A 19453-nucleotide genomic window follows, 5' to 3' on the forward strand; every position below is an offset into this window, starting at 1 on the left:
CTGAGTGACTGAAGGTAAACCAGAGGTCACGGAAAGTAATCGAAAGCTTCTCCGGCGTCTCTCCAGCAGGGCCGAGCGTCTCTACAGCAGGGGCCAGCGGAAGACGCGGGCGCCGCCCTCGTCGGGTTCGTCCGGGAGGGCCTGGCTGAACACCAGCGGCTCGCCCGGCATGAGTCCCAGCTCCCGTCCGGTGACCGCGGGATCGCTGTGGATCAGCACGTTGTAGTGGTTGGGCAGGTGGCAGCCGTCGAAGCCGAGCAGCACCCCGACCCGGCGCCCGCCGATCCACACCTCGTCCCCCCGGTCCAGCACGCCGGCCGCGACGATCTCGGCGAAGCCCAGGAAGGCGACCCGGTCGATCCTGGCGCCCGCGTCGGTCTCGGTGTGGTCGGTGGCGACCAGCTCGTGCACCTCGCCGGCGCGCACGCACCGGCTGGCGTACGGTTCGAGCCGCATGCCGCGGTCCTGCCTGCGGTGCACCAGCACCTTCAGCAGGGTCCCGGTGACCGCGGTCTTGGGGCCGTCCTCGTCGGGGTTCACGCGGCACCCCGTCCCGCGCCGGCCTTCTCCAGGCGGTAGACGTCCTCGACGAAGCGCAGGGCGGGCAGGCCGCCCTCGCCGTCGGGGGTGCCGTAGCGCACCGAGCGTTCGAACGCGGCCAGCACGCCCTCGTACTCGTGCCACAGGGAGTTCTTGAAACCGGAGTGGCCGGCCAGCATGTCGGCGTACAGGGTGCGGCCGTCGGCCAGGCGCACCTCCAGGTCCTTGCGCTCGCCCGGGTAGGACCAGTCGAGCAGGATCCGCGCGCGGGCCGCGCCGGCGCGCAGCTCGACGTCCGCCTGCCGGTCGGCCCCCGCGGCGTCCCGGTCGACGTGCGCGGAGACGACGTGCGCCGGGCCGAGCAGCAGGTCCACCAGGTCGTAGGCGTTGGGCCCGTTGTCGGCGACGCAGCCGCCGCCGCAGCGGCGTACGTCCAGGTACCAGGAGTCGTCGCCGGCGTGCTCCTCGATGCGTTCCAGGTAGCGCACGGTCAGCTCCTCGACGCGGGCGCCCGCGCACGCCGCGCGCAGCCGTCCGACGGCGGAGTTGTAGCGCCGGTGGAAGGCGGTGAACAGCGGCACGCCCGAGCTCGCGGCCAGGTCGGTGAGCCGTCTGCCCTGCGCGGCGTCGAGGGCGAGCGGTTTCTCCACGCAGACCGGGATGCGCCGCTCCAGCGCGTCGGCGCAGACCCGGGCGTGCAGGTCGTTGGGGACGGTGACCACGACGGCGTCGGGCCGTTCCTCCTCCAGCAGCCGGACGTGGTCGCGGTAGCCGGGGACGCGGTGCCCCTCCAGGACGCGCGGATCGGTGTCGCACACCGCGGCCAGCCGCAGCCCGGACGAGCTGTGCAGGGCCGCCAGGTAGAACCGCGAGATCACGCCGAGCCCGATGACCGCGACGCGCAGCCGGGCGCTCACCGCGCCACCACCGGGGCGGGGGCGTCGAGTCCGGTGGCGGCGGCGAGGGCGGCCAGCTCGTCGTACAGGTCCGTGCCGAGCGGGACGCCCGAGCGCCGGTGTTCCTCGGCCCGGCGATGCTCGTGCCAGCCGGGATAGCTCACCGGCGAGACGGGGTCGGCGGGCGGGCAGCCGAGCAGCGCCCCGAACATCGTGGCCGCGTCGCCCTCCACACCCTCGCGCAACGCCCCCGGCGCGACGGCCAGGGCCAGGAAGCCGATGTCGTCGTCGCGCCCGCTCGGGCCGCCGTCGCCGTCGTGGGCGTCGGGGTGGGCGCCGAGCCCCGCGCCGGACACCAGCGCGGCCAGCACCTCGACCGCCACCCCCAGCCCGAAGCCCTTGTACTGTCCCGCCTGGCCGCCCAGCCAGAGCAGGTGCGCCCGCCCCTCGTCGAAGGCCGCCGCGTCGGTCACGGGAGCGCCGTCGTCGCCGGCCAGCACCCCCTCAGGCAGCGCCTCGCCGTGCCGCGCGGCCTGCCTGACCCGCCCGGTGGGCATGGCGGTGGTGCTCATGTCCAGCACGAACGGCGGATGCCCGCCCGCGGGGGCCGCGACGCTGATCGGGTTGGTGCCCAGCATCGCCACCGCGCCGCCGGGCGGCCTGGCGATGCGCTGGCGGCCGCAGTTGCTCGCGACGACGCCGACCATGCCGTACTCGACCGCGCGCAGCGCGTGGTGCCCGGCGCAGCCGAAATGGGTGCCCCCGCGTACGGAGACCAGGCCGACGCCGTACGTCGAGGCGCGGCCGGCGGCGATCTCCATGGCCAGGCCGGCGGCCCACAGCCCGAGGGCGCGATCGGCGTCGAGCAGCACGGCCGCGCCCCGGTCGGCCAGCACCGACGGCTCGGCCAGCGGATCGACCCGCCCCTCGTCGAACAGCGGCAGGTAGAGCCGGGTCAGGTTGGCCAGGCCGTGCGAGGTCATGCCGACGAGGTCGCCGTAACACAGCGCGGCGGCAGCCTCGCGGGCGCGTTCCGGGGCCAGACCGCGGGTGGTGAACACGGCGGCGACGAAGTCCAGCAGGTCGTCGTGGCGCACCCGGACGGCGACCCGCGCCGGCCGGGCGACGGCCGGGACCGGCGGGTACGGCTGCGCGGGCGGTGCGTCCGTCGCGGGTGAGGCGGTGGGGTTCATGCTCCTCGTCCAATCCTGTCGTCGGTGAAGGCGATCATCAGCCGGGCCACGGCGGCGGCGAACCCGGCGAGTTCGGCGGCCCGCGCGAACTCCCCTTCGGCATGGGCGTTGTTGCCGGCCAGGTCGCCCGGCCCCAGGACGACCGTGCAGGCGCCCCCGACGCCCGCCATCCAGATGGCGTCGCAGGTGAACGCCGGTTCTCCGGCGGGCCAGGGCGGGATCCCGGCCCGGTCGCGCAGGAGCGCGTGCCCCCACGCGTCGCGGTCGTCGAGCACCGGCAGGCCGCGTTTGCGCCACTCCAGCCGGGTGACCGCCCTGGCGTCGCGGGCGGTCCTGGCGAACAGGGCGGTGCCGCCGAAGGCCGCCGCGAAGGCCGCGAGCCCGTCGTCCAGGGCGCGCGCGAGGCCCCGTTCCAGGCGGCGGCCGGTGGCGGGCGTGGCGTAGGGCAGGTTGAGCAGGAGGGAGCCGCGGCCGTACACCTGGTTGTGGCGGGTGCCGGTGTGCAGGCCCGCCACGCACACGGTGTCCGGGTCGAGCGCCCTGGCCAGGTGCTGGGCCAGGAAGCCGAGCAGGACCGTGGCGTTGTGCCCGGCGGCCGGGCGGTCGTCCACGGCGTGGTCGCCGTCCACCACGATCCGCGCGGTGGCGGCGGCCGTGCTGCGCGGCAGGAACCGTACGCCGGTGGGCTCGCAGAAGACGTTGAGCCGCCCGACGTAGCCGCGTTCGACGAGCGGGCGGGTGCCGAGCACGCCCATGGCCCCGCCCTCCTCGCCCGCCACGGCCTGGATCAGCACCCCGACCTCGCGCCCGATGGCCGGACGGCACGCGCGCGCCGCCCGCAGCCCGGCCAGCAGCGCGACGGCCGGGCCCTTGGCGTCGATCGCGCCGCGGCCGTGGAAGCGCTCGCCGTCGAAGCGGGCCGGTCCACCGCCGGCGACCGTGTCGAGGTGCACGTTGAACATCACCGTGCGGGACGCCGGGAGGCCGGGGCCCAGCCGCAGCACCAGACTGGGCTGGCCGTCCAGGAAGCCGGGCAGGTCGAGGGCCTCGCGCACGGGCGCGGGGACGTCGGCGCGGTCCAGCTCGGCCGGGCGCACCGAGGTGTGCCGCACGGTGCGGAAGCCGAGCGCCGCGGCGGCCCGCGCGTACTGCTCCTGGGCCTCGCGCAGCCGCGGCGGCGGCCCGGCCGGTCCGGTCTCCAGCGGGCCCGCGGTGGGCAGCCGCAGCAGCCTCAGCAGCAGGTCGCGCTCCGCCGCGTCGAGAGGCACGGCGTCAACGTCCATCGACCTGCCCCACCAGCCGTTCCAGCGCCCGCCCGTACCGGACGAACGCGGCCCGGTCGCCGGCGCCCGGGTCGTCGAGGTGGGGGCGCAACCGCAGGTGCGGCTCGATGGATAGGGCGCCGGCGTAACCGTGGGCGGACAGCAGGCGCAGGCACTCGGCGACGCCCGCCCGTCCCTCGCCGGGCAGCACGTAGACGACCTCGCCGCCGGGGCCGGTGACGGCGTCCTTGACGTGGACGTGCGCGACGTACGGGACGACCTCGCGCAGCATCGGGGCCGCCGGGTAGCCGTGGGCGACGCCGTTGCCGATGTCGAACAGCAGCCGCAGCGCCGGGCTGCCGATCCCGGTGACCAGGTCCAGCATGCGGTCGGCGCGGTCGCCCGCCCAGCCGGCGCAGTTCTCGTGGACCAGCAGCAGCCCGGCGTCCTCGGCCCGGCGGGCCAGCTCGCGCAGCCGGTGACGGACCCTTCGCCCCCACTCGGGCTCGGGCAGGCCGCCCGAGGGGAAGGACATGATCCGCACCAGCCGCGTCCCGAGCACCGGGCAGCGGCGGGCCAGCACGTCGAGCTCGGCCAGGTCGAGCGCGAAGTCGCCGGTCACCGGCCGCGACCAGTCGCCGATCTTCGAGGCGACCGCGACGACCTCGGCCCGCGCCTCGCGCAGCCGCCGCGCCGCGCGCCGGAACGCCTGCTCGCCGAGCGCGGCGACCGGCACGCCGTCGACCGTGCGCAGTTCCAGCCGGTTCCAGCCCAGCTCCCCCACGGCGGCGAGCTGGCCGTCGAGATCGGGGGCGGCCTCGTCGCCGATGCCGGCCAGCTCAGGAGGTGGTGCCTGCACGCGGCGCCTCCTCACGCCCCGGCTCGTGCGCCGCGCACAGGTGCTTGGCCTCGGTGAGCAGTCGCACGGCGTCGACCTGGACGGGCAGCGCGCCGGTCGAGCGGCGGGCGCGGGCGTAGCGGCGGTAGGCGGCCAGCAGGAAGGCGGGCAGGGCGTCGTCGGTGAACACCGTACGCCGTTCGCCCTCGGCCGTGGCCACCCTGAGCTGGGCGGTGTGGTCGGCGTCGCTGCACGGGTAGTGACCGGTGAGGGTGCCGCGGTCGAAGTGCAGGGTGATGCGGCGTTCCCGGACGGGCGAGGTCAGGTCGGAGTCGATCTCCGTGCGCACGCCCGAGTAGTGGTCGAGCCGCAGCCTGGCCCGTCCGAGCCGGGGCAGCCGGAGGCGTTCGGTGACCATGTCCTCCCAGGACGCCTCCGAGATCCGGGCGCCGCCGGCCAGGCTGAGCACCACGGCGAGCGCGTGCGGCATCTCGATGTCGAAGGCCGTGGTGGCGTCGGGACGCGCCGCGCTGCGGGTGAACCTGGGCTTGTTCTGCACGACCCGGATGTGCCGCAGGGGGCCGAACTCCTCGGCGCGCATCGCCGCCCGCAGCCGGCCGGTGAGCGTGCTGTCGAGCCAGTGGGTGGCGACCGTGAGGTCGAGGTCCCAGCGCCGGCGCACCCGTGCCACGGCGGCCAGCCCGACCAGGTCGAGCGCGAGCGGCTTCTCCACGATGAACTTGCGGTAGCCGAGCGGCGCCAGCCGGGCCAGCATCCCGGCCCTGACGTGCGGCGGGGTGCACAGGTGCACGACGGTGCGGTCGGGCGGCGCCAGCGCGGCGGCCTCCTCGGGCGACCCGGCCGTCACCGTTCCCCGCACCCCGCCGGGCGGCAGGAGGGGGTCGAGGACGACGACCGGGTCGGGCGCCAGCAGCCCGGGGGCCGCCTCGCGCACCTTGGCCAGGGACGGCAGATGCAGCCCTGCGCCGGATCTGCCCATCCCGACGATGAATGCGTGCAACATGCTGGCGAGCGCCTCTACTCCGTCGCGTACTCGGCTTTCCGGCCCGTACTTTTCCCGCCGGAAGGACGACCTCATTGGCGCTGCCATTGTCGAATAACTTACCGTGACATGTCAATTACTTTAAGTTACGAGACGGCCCCCGACCAGGAGGGGCGGCTACCGGGCCATGAGCTCCCGGAGCGCATGGGCGATCTCGGCGGGAGACTCCTCGGCCATGAAATGTCCGCATGTGACCGTGTCGTGCCGCAGGTCGGGCGCCCAGGCCCGCCACAGCGCCGCGGCGTCGTATCCGAGGGCGGCGCCCCAGTCCTGCTGGAGCACGGTCACCGGCATGCCCAGCCGGTTGCCCGCGGCCAGGTCGGCGCGGTCGTGCTCGACGTCGATCCCGGCCGAGGCGCGGTAGTCCGCCACGATCGACGGCACGGCGGCCCGGCAGGCGTCCAGGTAGGCGGCCCTGACCTCGGCCGGGATGGCCGCCGGGTCGTTGGTCCACAGGTCGAGGAAGTAGCCGAAGAAGGCGTCCGGGCTGGCGCCGATGAGCTGCTCGGGCAGGCCGGGCGGCTGGGCCATGAGAAAGAGGTGGAAGCCGACGGAGGCGGTGACGCCGCGCATGACGTCCCACATGTCGAGGGTCGGCAGCACGTCGAGGCAGGCCAGGTGGGTGATCGCCGCCGGGTGGTCGAGGCCGGCGCGGAAGGCGACCAGCGCGCCGCGGTCGTGCCCGGCCAGGGCGAAGCGCTCGTGGCCGAGCGCCGCGGCCAGGGCCACCACGTCGGCGGCCATGGTGCGCTTGGAGTAGACGTCCGGGCCGGTCTCGGCCGGTTTGTCGCTGGCGCCGTAACCGCGCAGGTCGGGGCAGATGACGGTGTGGTCCGCGGCCAGGTCGGCGGCGACGTGCCGCCACATCAGATGCGTCTGCGGGAAGCCGTGCAGCAGCACGATCGGGCTGCCCGAGCCGCCGACGGCCGCGTGCAGCGTGACGCCGTCGGCGACGGGGACGCGGCGGTGCTCGAAACCGGGGATGGTGGTCATGAGGTGCCCTCCTTCGATGGGTGACCGGGTCGATTACCAGCGTGCCGGGGGCGGATGAGCATCCGGTGAGCAGGAAGGATGGGAAGCGTGTTCGGGGTGCTGGGGCCGGTGGCGGCCTGGGACGACGAGGGTGAGCCGATCCCGCTGAAGGGGCCGCGGCACCGTGCCGTGCTGGCCCGTCTGATCGTCGCCCGGCGCCGGGTCGTCCCGGTGACGCGGCTGGTGGCGGACCTGTGGGACGATCCGCCGCCGGACGCGGTGGGCGCGGTGCGCACGTTCGTGGCCGCCCTGCGCCGGGCGCTGGAGCCCGCGCGCCCGCCGCGCGCCCCCGCCCGGCTGCTGGTCACCGAGGGCCCGGGGTACGCCCTGCGCGCCGCGCCCGACGCCGTCGACGCCTGGCGCTTCGAACAGGCCGTGACCGCCGGCCCGCCGGAACCGGCCCGGCTGACGGAGGCGCTCGGCTGGTGGCGCGGCCCGGCCTACGCCGAGTTCGCCGACGAGCACTGGGCGCGCGCCGAACGTGCCCGCCTGACCGAGTTGCGGCTGCACGCCGTCGAACGCCGGGCCGAGGCGCAACTGGCGCTCGGCCGGGCCGCCGAGACCGTCGCCGACCTGGACTCGCACGTCGCCGAGCACCCCTGGCGGGAGGACGCCTGGCGGCTGCTCGCCCTCGCCCTCTACCGCACCGGACGCCAGGGGGACGCCCTGGCGGTGCTGCGCCGGGCGCGGACGCTGCTGGCCGAGCACCTCGGCGTGGACCCCGGGCCCCCGCTGCGCCGCCTGGAGTCGGACATCCTGCACCAGGACCGCGGCCTGGCCGCCCCCGCCGACGCCACGGCCCGGGTGTGGGCGCAGGCGGCCGAGGCGTACGACCGCACGGTGGGGGCCGGGGCGCGGGCGCGGCTGGAGTCGACGGTCGGCCTGCTGCGCAACCTCGCGGTGACCGGGGGCGGCGGCCTGGAGGCGGCCCGCGGCCACCGTACGGCGGCGATCGCGGCGGCCGAGGAACTGGGCGACCCGGAGCTGACCGCCCGGGTGATCGGCGCCTACGACGTCCCGGCGATCTGGACCCGGTCGGACGACCCCGGGCAGGCGGCCCAGGTCGTCGCGGCGGCGGAACGGGCCCTGGCCGGCCTGCCGCCCGGCGCGCCCGAAGCGGCGCGGGCGCGGCTGCTGGCCACGATCGCCGTCGAGTCGCGCGGCGTCCGGTCGGCCCGCGGCCCGCTGGCCGCCGCCGAGGCCGAGCGCATCGCCCGCCGCCTCGACGACCCGGCGCTGCTGGCGTTCGCGCTCAACGGGGTGTTCATGCAGGCGTTCGAGCGGGCGGGGCTGGCCTCCTACCGGGACGGGATCGGGGCCGAGCTGGTCGCGTTGTCGTCGCGGCACGGGCTGGTCACGTACGAGGTGCTGGGGCATCTCGTGCGCGTCCAGGCGCTGGGGGCGCTCGGCGACTTCGGCGCCGCCGACCGGCACGCGTCCGCCGCCGACCGGCTGGCGGAACGGAACGAGCTGCCGCTGGTCAGCTTGTTCACCGACTGGTACCGGGTGGTGCGGGAGGCGGCCGGCGGACGGGTTCCGGCGGCCGAGGAGGAGGCGGCCTACCGGGCGGCCGCGGCCCGGCTGGACGACGTCGGCATGCCGGGGTTGCGGCGGGGGCTGCTGCCGCTGGCGCTGCTGTCCGTACGGGTGCGGCACGGCCTGCCGGTCCTGGGCGAGGCCGATGGGGGCGACGTGGAGTGGGGGCCGTACGAGCCGTGGGTGCGGCCGCTCGTCCTGCTGGCGGAGGGGCGGGGCGCGCAGGCCGCCGAGGCGGTCGGCCGGATCCCGGAGCCGCCCCCTGACCTGCTGCTGGAGGCCATGTGGTGCCTGGTCGCGCGGGCCGCCGTCGCGGTCGGCGACCGGCGGGCGGCGGACCGGGCCCGCCGGGCGCTCGCCCCCGCCGCGGCGGAGCTGGCCGGAGCGGGCAGCGGCCTGATCACGCTGGGCCCGGTCGCCGGGTTCCTCGCCGAGCTGGGGTCCTAGCCCATGGCCGCCGGACTGTCGGCGGCGGGCTGTTCAATGGCGGGCATGACCACGCACGCGGACAGGCGCGGGATGTTCTGGGACATGGTCGCCGGCAGGGTCGCGCCGCCGCCGGCGGCGGCGCTGCTCGGCTGGGAGCTCGTCGAGGTCGATCCGGAGGCGGGCACGATCGAGGTGGCGTTCCGGGCGGGCGAGCAGTTCGCCAACCCGGTCGGCGTGGTCCAGGGCGGCTTCCTGGCCGCGATGCTCGACGACACGTTGGGGCCCGCGCTGGTGGCGACGCTGCCGGAGGGCCAGTTCGCGCCGACCCTCGACCTCCATGTGCAGTTCCTGCGGCCGGCGCGGCCCGGGCGGCTCGTCGGGCGGGGGCGCGTGGTCAGGCGCGGCAAGGACGTCTGCTTCCTCGCCGGCGAGCTCCTCGGCCCGGGCGGCGAGGTCGTGGCCACGGCGACCGCGACCGTCCTGGTCCGGACGATGGGCCGGCCCTGATCGGGCGTGAGGCCGGGGCCCCTGGGTGAGGCGGCCCCGGCGGCGTGCCGCGTGGTTACGGCAGGGCGTCGATGACGGCGTCGCGCCAGTCGTAGTTCATCCAGTCGTAGTTGGCCCACATGCCGCCGGTGACGGCGGCGAGCTCGTTGTCGTCGAGCTCGCGGGCGCCGGTCTCGAAGTCGTTCATCTGGGAACGTCCCCCCTCTGTCGTGGTGAATGTCGCGCACTCACGGTCGCAGGAGGCACTTGGGGACGTCTTGGCGATCACTAGGAGCGGGCGGCGGGCCCGCTTGCGCGTCACTGAACGAACGACCAGGTGACGACGCAGACCGCGAGGGCGATGCCGGCGGTGACGAACCGGATGGCGCGCGGCAGGTGCGGCATGGTCGTCCAGGCCGCCGCGGGGAAGGCGATCACGCCGCTGAGGACGATGAGGTAGAACCCGATGACGAAGTCGGCCGGCATGAGCAGCAGCGCCACCTGCCAGATGGCCACCAGGTACAGCGCGGCCATCAGGGTGGCCTGCCACGCCGGGCGTACGCGGAGCAGGTGCAGCAACGGCCAGGCGGCGACCAGCGCGACCCACCGGCCGTACTCCCAGGTCAGGAAGAGGTAGCCGATGCAGCCGGTGTACTCGCCGCAGTAGCGCGCCCCCAACGAGGGGATGAGGTCCGGCGTCAGGGCGGCCCATGCGAAGAGGGCGACGGTGAGGACGATCCCCGCCGCGCCGGCCAGCACCAGCCTTCTGGCCACGATCTGCGCGGAGGGAGCGATGACCTGGGGGGTGATCATCCCTGCATCGTGACACCCGGGCGCGGCGCTGTCGACGGCGGTGGGCGGGTCAGGGGATGTGCCACTGCAGTTCGCCGGCGACCGCCTCGGGCTTCCAGTAGCCGACGGTTCCGCCGGTCTCCAGGGCGTCGGCGGTCGCCTTCAGCAGGGCGTGGTAGGAGCGGATGCGGATCCCGCCGGGGGTGAAGCTCATGTCGCCCTCGTGGTCGGTCTCGCCGACGTCGCGGCGCACGGAGTCGATCACCAGGTTGTTGCCCGTGCCGTCGGAGCCGACGGGGATCATGCGTCCGTCCCACCATTCGGTGCGGGGGTCGTCCGAGTCGTCGGTGGCGTCGATCTTGCACAGGGTGCGCCATTCGTCACGGATCTGGCGGATGGTCGCGTTCACGTTGCCCAGGAAACCGAAGGGCCAGGTCGCCTCGGTGCCGGCGGAACCGTTGTGGCGCAGCAGCGAGGCCCGCAGGTCGTCGGGGAAGGACAGGCCCGTCTGCGCCTCGGCGACCGCGATGGTCCTCGCCCGTCCCGGCCCGCCGAGCGTGCGGTAGCTCTTGGGGGCGTTGGCCTTGAGCCAGGTCTCGATCCGCCGCCACTGCCGGTTGACCGCGCGGGTGACCTTGGGGTTGATCGCGCGTACGTGCGGCTCGGCCGTCCGTGGGGTGCAGTCGGCGTCCACGGCCTCCTGGGCGAGGGGCGGCTCCTGGGACTCGGCGCGCTGCTGCTCGACCGGAACCGGCTCCGCGGCTCGTCCCCATTCGACGTCCAGGTCCGTCGCGCAGCGGACGCCGGCGTCCGCGTACGCCTGGGCGCAGGGCGGGTGCTCGGCCTCGGTCGCGGCGTCCCCTCCCTTGGAGAACACCGCCGACTCCAGGACCTGCGCGCCCCCGGCCAGCAGGACGACCGCCAATGCCACCATGGCCCAGCGGTTCAGCCGCCGCCGGGTGGGGCCGTCGAGGGGCTGCCGGTCCGCGAAGAAGGCGGCGACGGCGGGGTGGTCGAAGAAGCCGGCCGGTCTGGTGGCGTAGCGCTCGAGGTCCGCCTTCGTCGGCGTGCCGAGGATCGGGACGGGCGGCCACGGCGGCGGCCCGTCCTGCTCGGGAGGCGGTCCTTGCGGAGCCGGGCGCTCGCCGGGCAGGGCGGGGTACGGCGTTCGCGAGCGGCGGACGAACACGACCGCCGCCACCGCCACGGCCGCCGCCGCGAGCGCCCACCACAAACCCCGAGAGGTGATCATCCGCCGCACCTGCGGCACAGTACCGGAAGGCACCGACATGCCCGGAGAAATCACTTCAAATGGTCCGGCGCTGCGGGCGCCGGACGCGTCAGAGCCAGTGCCAGGTGATCCGGGCCTCCCGGGCGGCGCCGGTCAGCCACTCCTCGAAGGCGGCCTGGCCGGCGGCCTTCAGCGTGGCCGCGTCCGCCACGGCCTCCTGCCGTTCGACGACCTGGCCGGTCAGGAAGCCCTCCTCGTAGGGGACCGGGCCGGCGGCGCCACCGGCCGGCACCTCCCGCAGCGGTACGGGCAACTCGCCCGCCCGCGTCCGGGCCCTGGTCAGCCGCAGGTCCCAGCGGCCGGCGAGCGGCCCGTCGAGCTCGGCCGCCTCGACCGGGTCGTCCGACAGCACCCAGGCCGCCCGTACCTGGGCGAACCGGTCACGATGGCGGTCGAGGTACGCCGGAGCCAGCTCGGCCCGCTTCCGGGCGCGGAACCGCTGGTCCTTGGCGGTCATGGTCATGTGGTCGTGGAACGCCTCGGCGGTCATGCCCATCCGGTCCAGCCACTCCATCATGGCGTCGTGGCCGAGCAGCCCGCGCCGCCTGCGGAACCCGTCCGCGGCGGCCTGGACGTCGGCCAGGCCGACCTCCTCCTGCTGGGCGGCGTTGCGCAGCACGCAGAACCGGACCAGCTCCTCCTGCGGCGACATCCCGGGACGCGCCAGCGAACGCAGCATGAGCATCGCCTCGGACACCGACACGTGCGTCCCGTCCACGCTCAGCACGTGACCGGCGGCCCAGTGGGTCGAGTGGTCGACCAGCCAGGACGTGCCGTCCTCGGCCTGCACGCCGAGCATGATGGTGCCGCCCGACGGGTGGTCGAGCAGCAGGTCGTAGTCGACGACCGGCGAGCCGGGACGCGGGCTGGTCACGAGCTGGGCCCCGAGCCGCGGGTGCGCCTGGGCCCAGGCGGCGGCGGTGCGGCGGGCCTCCTCCACGGCCGAACGCCGGCGGGTCAGCCCGTGCAGCAGGTTCACGCCGCTTTCCAGGGCCGGCCCGAGGGAGAGCTGAGTCATTGCGCGTCCGTTTCTCCGGCGGTCAGCCAGTCGGCGACAGCGTCGCTGATGGGCAGGCCGGTCAGGTCTTCGATCCAGGCCCACTGGCCGTTGGGGTTGATCTCCAGGAAGACGTACTCCCCGCCGGGGGTGAGGATGAGGTCGATCGCGCCGAAGGACAGGCCGAGCGCGGCGACCAGGTCGACGCAGCGGCGGGCGACGTCGTCCGGCAGGCGGTGCACGCTGTGGCGGGCGCGGGCGAAGTCGTAGTGACGCCAGTCGTCGCGGGTGCGCGGCGAGTCCTGGGAGGCGATCTCGGCGGTGAAGACCTGCCTTCCGACCACGGTGACCCGCAGCTCCACCGCCTTGGGCACGTACGGCTGGAGGATGACCGGCTCGTGGACGATCCGCCCCCGGCCGCCGAGCGACCGCCGGGTGACCACGGTCGTGTAGACGGCGTGCGCGCCGCCGTCGATCTCGAACACGGTGTGCTCCATCGCCTTGGCGATCAGCCGCCCGTCCGCGTGTTCGTAGGCGGGCACCAGCTCGGACGGGTCGTTGGTGATCACCGTCCGGGGCACGGCGAAGCCCAGCCGCCGGGCCAGGGCCAGATGGACCAGTTTGTTGTGCGCCCTGCGCAGCACCGGCTGACGGGCCGGCAGCCAGCGCGCGTCCAGCAGGTCCCAGAAGCCGTCGGTGAACCACTCCGACAGCTCGCCCACCCGCGCCCGCAGGTCCTCCGCGGTGACGTCGTCCGCGGCGCGCGGTCGTCCGGGGCGCCGGGTCCAGACGGCCGTCATGCCGGAGAGGTCGAAGACCTGCCCGTCCCTGGTCAGGGCCAGTTCCTCACCGTCCGCGCCGAAGCGCGCGGTCAGCCCGGCCGCGGACGGGTACTCGGCCGGATCCCACCACAGGACGTCCGCGCCCCGGGCCTTCAGCTTGGGCAGCACCAGGTCGACGGTCGCGTCGCCGGGCTCGCTCAGAATCAGTAGCACGTGTCCCCCCAGTCGCGCGGGAGGAGAGCGGGCTCCCCTCCCACGCGACCGCGAATCGTCTCTGTCAGTAGTCGGAGACCCAGTCGGTGGGCGGGTTGCCGTTGGTGCCGTAGCAGCGCTGCATCGGCATGCCGCCCGCGACGAGGCCGAGATCGGCCTCCTCGATCACCGCCAGTTCGTCACCCAGATCGTCCAGACTCACGATCTTCTTGCTCATGGTCGTAACCTCCCTTCACATCGAGCTGCGAGCCCCCCGGCTCGCGGACGTGCGGGCACGTCCTCAGCTCATGCGCCAAGCCCACCATCCGGAGATTGGAAGTGGCTTGGATGTGACTTGAGAGGCGGAAGTGAAAGAAGTCCGGTTCAGGCGCGCGCGGCCAGCGCCACGCGGACGACCTCGCGGGCCAGCAGGCGGGCCGGGTCCACGACGGGGACCGGGACCGTGGCCGGGTCCAGGGCGAGCAGCACCTCCGTGCACGCCGCCACCACGCGCCGCGCGCCGCGCGCGGCCATCGACCGGGCCTGCGCGGCCAGCGCGTCGGCGTGCTCGCGGCCGGCGCGGCCGCCCTTGACGGCGGCGATGGCGGCCATGACCTCGCGCTGGCCGGGCTCGTCCGGCTCGATCGGGGTCACGCCGTGCCGGCGCAGCGCGGGGCCGTACAGGTCGGCGCGGAGCGTGCCGGTGGTGGCCAGCAGCCCGGCGGCGCGGACGCCGTCGGCGGCGAGGGCGGCGGCGGTGACCTCGACGATGCTGACCAGCTCCAGCCCGGCTTCCTCGGCCAGGCGCGGCACGAACGCGTGCGCGGTGTTGCACGGCACCGCCAGCACCTCGCACCCGGCCCGTCTGAGCGCCCCGACGCCGTGCCGCAACTGCGGGGTCGGGTCCTCGCCCTGCCCGAGCAGGCTCGTCGACCGGTCGGGGACGCGGGGGTCGCCCCAGATGACGACCGGCACGTGCTCCTGGTCGCCGATCGCGCCGGTGGCGGCGGTCTCCTCCACGAGCTTGCCGTAGAAGTCGACGGTGGCGGCCGGGCCCATGCCGCCCAGCACGCCGACCATCCTGGCCCGGCCGAGCGAGGTCATCCGCGGGTCTCCCTTCCCGATGGCTGCGCCTGACGGCGGTCGGGGCCCAGGATCCCGGTATAGGGTGTCCCGACCGCTGGAACGCAGCAATCGGACATCAGGGGAGGATCAGTGCAGGATTCCGGCGTGCAGCCGCCGTCGTTGCTGGCCGAGTCCGACCTTGAGCTCATCGACGCCCTGCAGATCAGTCCGCGGGCGAGCTGGGTGGAGGTGGGGGCGGCCGTCGGGGCCGACCCGGTGACGGCGGCGCGGCGCTGGCAGCGGCTCACGAGCACCGGCGAGGCGTGGACCACGGTCGCCCTCGGCCCCCGCCAGATGCACGCGCTGAGCATGGCGTTCCTGGAGATCGACTGCGCGGCCGGCGCGGCGGCCGAGGTCGCGGCGGCGCTGGCGCGGGAGCGCCACCTGATCACCGTCCAGCACGTCGCCGCCGGGCACGACCTGTTCGTGATCGCCGTGGCCCCGTCGATGCCGGCCCTGGCCGACCACGTGCTCACCGCGCTGCCCCGGGTGCCGGGCGTGGCCAAGGTCCGCACGCACGTCGCCACGCGGGTGTTCGAGGCGTCGTGCCGCTGGCGGCTGCGGGTGCTGCCGCCGCGCACCGCCGCCGCCCTGGCCAGGCGGCCGGCCGCGCCGGAGTCGACCAGGGAGATGGACGAGATCGACCGGCGGCTGTTCACCGCCCTGCTGCCCGACGGCCGCGCGCCCTACGCCGAGCTGGCCAGGGCGGTGGGCACGTCCGAGCGGACGGTGCAGCGCCGGCTGACCAGGCTGGTGGCCACCGGCGACCTCGACTTCCGCTGCGACCTGGCACGTTCGCACGCGGGCTGGCACTCGGCCGCGCTGCTGTGGCTGCGGATGCCCGACGCGCTGCTGGAGGAGACCGGCCGGGCGCTGCTCGGCTGGCCGGAGACGCGTACGTGCGCGGCGCTCGCCGGGCCGCGCAACATGCTGCTGACGGTGGGCCTGCACGGCGTGGCCGACCTGCATCCGCTGGTGGTGCGGCTGGAGGAGCGCTTCCCGCACGTGACCGTGGCCGACCGGCAGATCGTGCTGCGCCAGTCGAAGCTGTACGGGCGGCTGCTCGACCCGTACGGCCGGTGCGCCGAGGTGGTGCCGGTGGATCCGTGGAGCCTGCCCCGGGCGGCCTGACCAGCGGATCCTCGGGGTCAGCGGGGCTCGGGGATCGTCCCGCCGCGGGCCTCCCTGCACGTCCCCGCCCGGAGCACGGCGGCCTCGCTGGTGGCGACGAGCTGCAGGTCGCCGACGGCCAGGGCGGGCAGGCCGAGCGCCGACACCGTCGCGGTGATCCGGCCGACCTCGCCGCGCACCCGGGCCTCGTCGCAGCCGACCCGGGGCGCGGGGGCGCCGAGCGTCGGCATGACCAGCAGGTCGATGCCCTCGACGGCGGCGGCGAACGCGGCCCGCAGCGCCGCCAGCCGCTCGACGGCCCGCCGGTACTCCTCGTGGCCGACGCCGCCGGCGGCGGCCAGCTTGGCCCGTACCCCGGGGCTGTAGCGGGCGGCGCACTCGGGGAAGGTGCCCTCGTGGGTCCGGCGCGCCTGCGCGCCCACGATCGTCCAGTACGGTTCCAGCACCTCGGCGGGCAGGGCCACCTCGCGCAGCCGCGCGCCCAGCTCGGCGAAGTCCCCGGCCTGGTCGCAGCCCTCCGCGACACCCACGACCAGCCCGGCCAGCGAGTCGGGCGGCTCGACGGCCTCGCCGGTCAGCGCCTGCCAGACGCGGGCGCAGTCGGCGACGGAGGTGGTCATCGGGCCGACCACGTCGAAGGCCGGGGCGAGCGGCGCCACCCCGGCGGCGGGCACGGCCCCCGAGCGCGGGCGCAGGCCGACCACGCCGCAGCAGGCGGCGGGCATGCGCACCGAGCCGCCGGTGTCGGTGCCGAGCCCGAACCGGGCGATCCCGGCCGCGAGCGCCGCGGCGGTGCCGCCGCTCGAACCGCCGGGGGTCAGGTGCGGGTGGCGCGGGTTGCCGACGTCGCCCCAGTGCGGGTTCTCGCTGGTCACGCCCCAGGCGAACTCGTGCATGTTCGCCTTGCCGACCAGCAGCGCGCCGGCCGCGTCCAGCAGCTCGACGCAGCGGGCGTCGGTCAGGGCCGGTTCGGCGCCGTACAGGGCGGAGCCGCGGGTGGTGGGCAGGCCGGCCACGTCGATCATGTCCTTGACGACGTACGTCCAGTTCCGCAGGGGGCCGTCCGGCGTGCGGCGGCCGGCGCGCCCGAGGCGGTCGAGGACGGGCTCGGGGCCGGCCTCGATGAGGATGTGGTGCCCGCTGTGGAGGCGGATTGCCTCGGCGGACTGGGCGATCGCCGCCTCGCGTTCCACGGTGGAGGATCTCCTTAGCCTTGCGCGGGCACGGCGACGCCAGGTGGCCGCGGCCCGGGGGGATGATCCGGCACATGCTGGCAGATGGGCCCCGGCCGCGTCGAGAGGCGGTTCAGACGGTCAGCTCGTCCAGCAGCCACTGCAGGCGGGCGGTCTCGCGGTCGGGGTGGACCAGGGTGAAGATGCTGCGGCTGATGTTGAGCCACGGCACGTCGACCACCACGACGTCCTCGCCGTGGCCGCGCAGCGCGAGGTCGGGGATGAGGGCCGCGCCCACGCCGGCGCCGATCAGCGACAGCGTGATCTTGAAGTCGTCGGAGTGGCAGACCACCCGCGGGTGCAGGCTCCAGTGGGCGAACAGGGCCTCGAAGAGGGTGGCGTCGCTGCTGGCCGGATGGTGCATGATCCACGGCAGGTCCACGAGCTGCTCGGCCCGGTACGGCGACAGGTCCGGCCAGAGCCTGGGCAGGACGAGCCGGTACCGGTCCTCGGCGATCCACCGCCTGTTCAGCACCGACGGCCACGACAGCCCGGTGTTGCCGACCTGGTAGACCACCGCGGCGTCCATCTCGCCGCCGCTGCCCAGACGGGCGATGAGCTGCGACGACTCGGCGACCGACAGCCGGATCCCGGCCCGGTCCTCCGGCTCCATCCGCCGCATGACGTCGGCCAGCACGCCGGTGAAGCTGGGGAACAGCCCGAGCCGGATCTGCGGCTCGCTGTTGCGGTGGACCGCCTGGACGGTGGCCACCATGCGCTCGATGTCGGCCAGCACGGTCTCGGCCTGCCTGGCCAGCACCTCCGCCGCGCTGGTCGGCAGCACGCTGTGGGCGAAGCGGTCGAACAGCCGCACGCCGGTCTCCCGTTCCAGGGCGGCCATCTGCTGGGAGACGGCCGAGGAGGTGTAACCGAGCCGGTTCGCCGCCGCCGCGAACGACCCCAGACGCACGACCTCACGCAGTGTGCGCAGATGTTCTGGCTTGAGCATAAGCGTTCCTTGCCCTCAGCGCTGCTAAATGTCGTGTTTATATCGCTTCCTACTTCTTTCCGCCACTTCTACAGTGAGCCGCACCACCCCACCCCAAACCCCTGAGAGATCCATGACATGCGCGTATACCGCAACGCCACCATTCGCACCGGCACCAACGGCGCCCCCGCCGCCCAGGCCATGGCCGTGGACGGCGAGCTGATCGTCGCCGTCGGAACCGAGGCCGACGTGCGCGCGGCGGCGGGCCCGGGAGCCGAGCTGGTGGACCTCGACGGCGCCGCCGTGCTGCCCGGCCTGTACGACGCCCACATCCACACGGCCCAGTACGCCCAGAGCCTCGGCGCGGTCGACCTGCGCGACGTGCGCTCCCTGGACGAGGCCCTGGCCAAGGTGGCCGAGCACGCGGCGACCCTGCGGCCGGGCGCGTGGCTGTTCGGCGGCCGGTGGAACAGCAACATCTGGAACCCGCCGGTCCAGCCCGACCGCAAGGCCCTCGACTCGGTCTGCCCCGACCTGCCGGTGGCGCTGCCCAACGTCGACGGCCACACCGTCTGGGCCAACTCCGCCGCCCTGCGGATGGCCGGGATCGACGCCTCCACCCCCGACCCGGTCGGCGGCGAGATCGTCAGGGACGCGTACGGGGAGCCCACCGGCATCCTGCGCGAGTCCGCCTCCTACCCGCTGCGCGCACTCATGGTCTCCGGCGACCTGCGCGACCTGCTGCGCGCCGGCCAGGAGGAGCTGCTGTCGTTCGGGCTGACCAGCGTGCACGACATCGACGGCGAGGACTGCCGGGCCGCCTACCTGGAGCTGCGCGACGCCGGCGAGCTGAAGATCCGCGTGCACAAGGCGATCCCCACGGTCGCCCTGGAGGCCGCCATCGCCGAGGGCCGCCGTACCGGCCAGGGCGACGACTGGGTCCGCACCGGGCCGGTCAAGGTGTTCAGCGACGGCGCGCTCGGCTCGCACACCTGCCACATGCACGAGGCGTTCGCCGGTGAGCACGACAACACCGGCATCGCGGTCACCCCGTACGAAGACCTCGTGCGGATCTTCAGCAAGGCGGCGGCGGCCGGCATCGCGGTCGCCACGCACGCCATCGGCGACCGCGCCAACCGGCTGGTCCTCGACGCCTACGAGGCGATCGGGCCCACCGCCGGCCTGCGGCACCGCATTGAGCACGCCCAGCACCTGCGCCCCCAGGACCTGACCAGGATGGCCAGGCTGGGCGTCGTCGCCTCGATGCAGCCGGTGCACTGCACCACCGACATCGCCCTGGTGGACTCGCTGCTCGCCGGCCACGACCTGGCCTCCTACGCCTGGCGAGGCATGCTCAACGCCGGGGTCGCGCTGGCCTTCGGCTCCGACGCGCCGGTGGAGAGCCCCGACCCGTGGGCCGCCCTGTACGCCGCGGTCACCCGTACCCGGCAGGACGGCACGCCCGCCGGCGGCTGGCAGCCCGAGCAGCGGCTGAGCATGGCCGAGGCGATCACCGCGCACACCCTCGGCGCCGCGTACGCGGCCGGCGAGCAGGACCGCAAGGGCGTGCTCGCGCCCGGCATGCTCGCCGACTTCATCGCCGTGGACACCGACCCGTACCTGGAGCCGCCGGCGGCGGTGCTGCGCACCCAGGTCCTCACCACCGTCGTCGGCGGCGAAGTCCGCTGGCAGCGATCCTGAAGGAGCA

Annotated in this window: 20 protein-coding genes; 4 read left to right on the top strand and 16 right to left on the bottom strand. The window is 74.9% G+C overall.

Features of this window, described 5'->3' with window-relative positions; genetic code table 11:
- Positions 1-81: 81 nt before the first annotated feature.
- From ABT158_RS13800 to ABT158_RS13830, 7 genes are all read right to left on the bottom strand, one after another.
- Positions 82-540 (bottom strand): DUF6917 domain-containing protein, encoded by a 459-nt coding sequence (locus ABT158_RS13800; protein WP_352353080.1) that lies wholly within the window; start codon positions 538-540, stop codon positions 82-84.
- Positions 537-1457, bottom strand: coding sequence for a Gfo/Idh/MocA family protein (locus ABT158_RS13805; protein WP_352353081.1), 921 nt, complete (start codon positions 1455-1457; stop codon positions 537-539). The genes ABT158_RS13800 and ABT158_RS13805 overlap by 4 nt, the downstream gene beginning before the upstream one ends.
- Positions 1454-2629 carry an Ldh family oxidoreductase gene (locus ABT158_RS13810; RefSeq protein WP_352353082.1) on the bottom strand — a complete coding sequence of 392 codons (1176 nt, stop codon included), beginning with the start codon at positions 2627-2629 and terminating at the stop codon, positions 1454-1456. Before ABT158_RS13810 ends, ABT158_RS13805 begins: the two co-directional genes overlap by 4 nt.
- Positions 2626-3912: a M20/M25/M40 family metallo-hydrolase gene (locus tag ABT158_RS13815; protein WP_352353083.1), complete on the bottom strand. Its 1287-nt coding sequence runs from the start codon at positions 3910-3912 to the stop codon at positions 2626-2628. The genes ABT158_RS13810 and ABT158_RS13815 overlap by 4 nt, the downstream gene beginning before the upstream one ends.
- On the bottom strand, positions 3902-4750 hold the full coding sequence (locus ABT158_RS13820) for a sugar phosphate isomerase/epimerase family protein (RefSeq protein ID WP_352353084.1): 849 nt from the start codon (positions 4748-4750) through the stop codon (positions 3902-3904). Before ABT158_RS13820 ends, ABT158_RS13815 begins: the two co-directional genes overlap by 11 nt.
- Positions 4731-5753: a Gfo/Idh/MocA family oxidoreductase gene (locus ABT158_RS13825; protein ID WP_352353085.1), complete on the bottom strand. Its 1023-nt coding sequence runs from the start codon at positions 5751-5753 to the stop codon at positions 4731-4733. The genes ABT158_RS13820 and ABT158_RS13825 overlap by 20 nt, the downstream gene beginning before the upstream one ends.
- A 156-nt stretch (positions 5754-5909) precedes the next feature.
- On the bottom strand, positions 5910-6785 hold the full coding sequence (locus ABT158_RS13830; RefSeq protein WP_352353086.1) for an alpha/beta fold hydrolase: 876 nt from the start codon (positions 6783-6785) through the stop codon (positions 5910-5912).
- Between the two features lie 78 nt (positions 6786-6863).
- Here ABT158_RS13830 and ABT158_RS13835 point away from each other — a divergent pair, with 78 nt between their 5' ends.
- The gene (locus ABT158_RS13835; protein WP_352353087.1) at positions 6864-8807 is read left to right on the top strand and encodes an AfsR/SARP family transcriptional regulator; all 1944 of its coding nucleotides are present in this window, start codon (positions 6864-6866) and stop codon (positions 8805-8807) included.
- Between the two features lie 45 nt (positions 8808-8852).
- Entirely contained in the window at positions 8853-9296 is a 444-nt protein-coding gene (locus ABT158_RS13840) for a PaaI family thioesterase (RefSeq protein WP_352353088.1), read from the top strand.
- A 55-nt stretch (positions 9297-9351) separates the two neighbouring features.
- On the opposite strand, the gene ABT158_RS13845 is transcribed toward ABT158_RS13840, so the two are convergent.
- The 7 genes from ABT158_RS13845 to cuyB form a co-directional block, all read right to left on the bottom strand.
- Positions 9352-9483, bottom strand: coding sequence for a bacteriocin (locus tag ABT158_RS13845; protein ID WP_352353089.1), 132 nt, complete (start codon positions 9481-9483; stop codon positions 9352-9354).
- Positions 9484-9593: 110 nt separating this feature from the next.
- Positions 9594-10088 (bottom strand): hypothetical protein, encoded by a 495-nt coding sequence (locus ABT158_RS13850; protein WP_352353090.1) that lies wholly within the window; start codon positions 10086-10088, stop codon positions 9594-9596.
- Positions 10089-10137: 49 nt separating this feature from the next.
- Entirely contained in the window at positions 10138-11319 is a 1182-nt protein-coding gene (locus ABT158_RS13855; protein WP_352353091.1) for an SMI1/KNR4 family protein, read from the bottom strand.
- 88 nt (positions 11320-11407) lie between these two features.
- Positions 11408-12376, bottom strand: a complete 969-nt coding sequence (locus tag ABT158_RS13860) for a TIGR04500 family putative peptide maturation system protein (RefSeq protein WP_352353092.1) — start codon at positions 12374-12376, stop codon at positions 11408-11410.
- The gene (locus ABT158_RS13865; RefSeq protein WP_352353093.1) at positions 12373-13350 is read right to left on the bottom strand and encodes an MvdC/MvdD family ATP grasp protein; all 978 of its coding nucleotides are present in this window, start codon (positions 13348-13350) and stop codon (positions 12373-12375) included. Before ABT158_RS13865 ends, ABT158_RS13860 begins: the two co-directional genes overlap by 4 nt.
- Positions 13351-13414: 64 nt before the next feature.
- Complete coding sequence (locus ABT158_RS13870) at positions 13415-13567, bottom strand: hypothetical protein (protein ID WP_352322127.1); 153 nt, start codon at positions 13565-13567, stop codon at positions 13415-13417.
- Between the two features lie 146 nt (positions 13568-13713).
- Entirely contained in the window at positions 13714-14433 is a 720-nt protein-coding gene (gene cuyB / locus ABT158_RS13875; RefSeq protein WP_352353094.1) for a cysteate racemase, read from the bottom strand.
- Positions 14434-14544: 111 nt separating this feature from the next.
- Here cuyB and ABT158_RS13880 point away from each other — a divergent pair, with 111 nt between their 5' ends.
- Positions 14545-15585, top strand: a complete 1041-nt coding sequence (locus tag ABT158_RS13880; RefSeq protein WP_352353095.1) for an Lrp/AsnC family transcriptional regulator — start codon at positions 14545-14547, stop codon at positions 15583-15585.
- 17 nt (positions 15586-15602) lie between these two features.
- On the opposite strand, the gene ABT158_RS13885 is transcribed toward ABT158_RS13880, so the two are convergent.
- A complete protein-coding gene (locus ABT158_RS13885) occupies positions 15603-16778 on the bottom strand; it encodes an amidase (RefSeq protein WP_352353096.1) in 1176 nt (391 codons plus the stop codon).
- Between the two features lie 112 nt (positions 16779-16890).
- On the bottom strand, positions 16891-17766 hold the full coding sequence (locus tag ABT158_RS13890) for a LysR family transcriptional regulator (RefSeq protein ID WP_352353097.1): 876 nt from the start codon (positions 17764-17766) through the stop codon (positions 16891-16893).
- A 117-nt stretch (positions 17767-17883) separates the two neighbouring features.
- Between ABT158_RS13890 and ABT158_RS13895 the strand changes: the two genes are divergently transcribed.
- Positions 17884-19446 (top strand): amidohydrolase, encoded by a 1563-nt coding sequence (locus ABT158_RS13895; protein WP_352353098.1) that lies wholly within the window; start codon positions 17884-17886, stop codon positions 19444-19446.
- The last annotated feature ends 7 nt before the right edge of the window (positions 19447-19453 follow it).

Source organism: Nonomuraea sp. NPDC001636, assembly GCF_040298265.1.
Lineage (GTDB): Bacteria > Actinomycetota > Actinomycetes > Streptosporangiales > Streptosporangiaceae > Nonomuraea.

Bases quoted from the DNA above. Each gene is read 5' to 3' on its own strand.
- ABT158_RS13845 (WP_352353089.1), bottom strand. From the start codon at position 9,483: ATGAACGACTTCGAGACCGGCGCCCGCGAGCTCGACGACAACGAGCTC.
- ABT158_RS13840 (WP_352353088.1), top strand. From the start codon at position 8,853: ATGACCACGCACGCGGACAGGCGCGGGATGTTCTGGGACATGGTCGCC.
- ABT158_RS13850 (WP_352353090.1), bottom strand. From the start codon at position 10,088: ATGATCACCCCCCAGGTCATCGCTCCCTCCGCGCAGATCGTGGCCAGA.
- ABT158_RS13830 (WP_352353086.1), bottom strand. From the start codon at position 6,785: ATGACCACCATCCCCGGTTTCGAGCACCGCCGCGTCCCCGTCGCCGAC.
- ABT158_RS13895 (WP_352353098.1), top strand. From the start codon at position 17,884: ATGCGCGTATACCGCAACGCCACCATTCGCACCGGCACCAACGGCGCC.
- ABT158_RS13810 (WP_352353082.1), bottom strand. From the start codon at position 2,629: ATGAACCCCACCGCCTCACCCGCGACGGACGCACCGCCCGCGCAGCCG.
- ABT158_RS13825 (WP_352353085.1), bottom strand. From the start codon at position 5,753: ATGTTGCACGCATTCATCGTCGGGATGGGCAGATCCGGCGCAGGGCTG.
- cuyB (WP_352353094.1), bottom strand. From the start codon at position 14,433: ATGACCTCGCTCGGCCGGGCCAGGATGGTCGGCGTGCTGGGCGGCATG.
- ABT158_RS13870 (WP_352322127.1), bottom strand. From the start codon at position 13,567: ATGAGCAAGAAGATCGTGAGTCTGGACGATCTGGGTGACGAACTGGCG.
- ABT158_RS13855 (WP_352353091.1), bottom strand. From the start codon at position 11,319: ATGATCACCTCTCGGGGTTTGTGGTGGGCGCTCGCGGCGGCGGCCGTG.
- ABT158_RS13860 (WP_352353092.1), bottom strand. From the start codon at position 12,376: ATGACTCAGCTCTCCCTCGGGCCGGCCCTGGAAAGCGGCGTGAACCTG.
- ABT158_RS13815 (WP_352353083.1), bottom strand. From the start codon at position 3,912: ATGGACGTTGACGCCGTGCCTCTCGACGCGGCGGAGCGCGACCTGCTG.
- ABT158_RS13835 (WP_352353087.1), top strand. From the start codon at position 6,864: ATGGGAAGCGTGTTCGGGGTGCTGGGGCCGGTGGCGGCCTGGGACGAC.
- ABT158_RS13890 (WP_352353097.1), bottom strand. From the start codon at position 17,766: ATGCTCAAGCCAGAACATCTGCGCACACTGCGTGAGGTCGTGCGTCTG.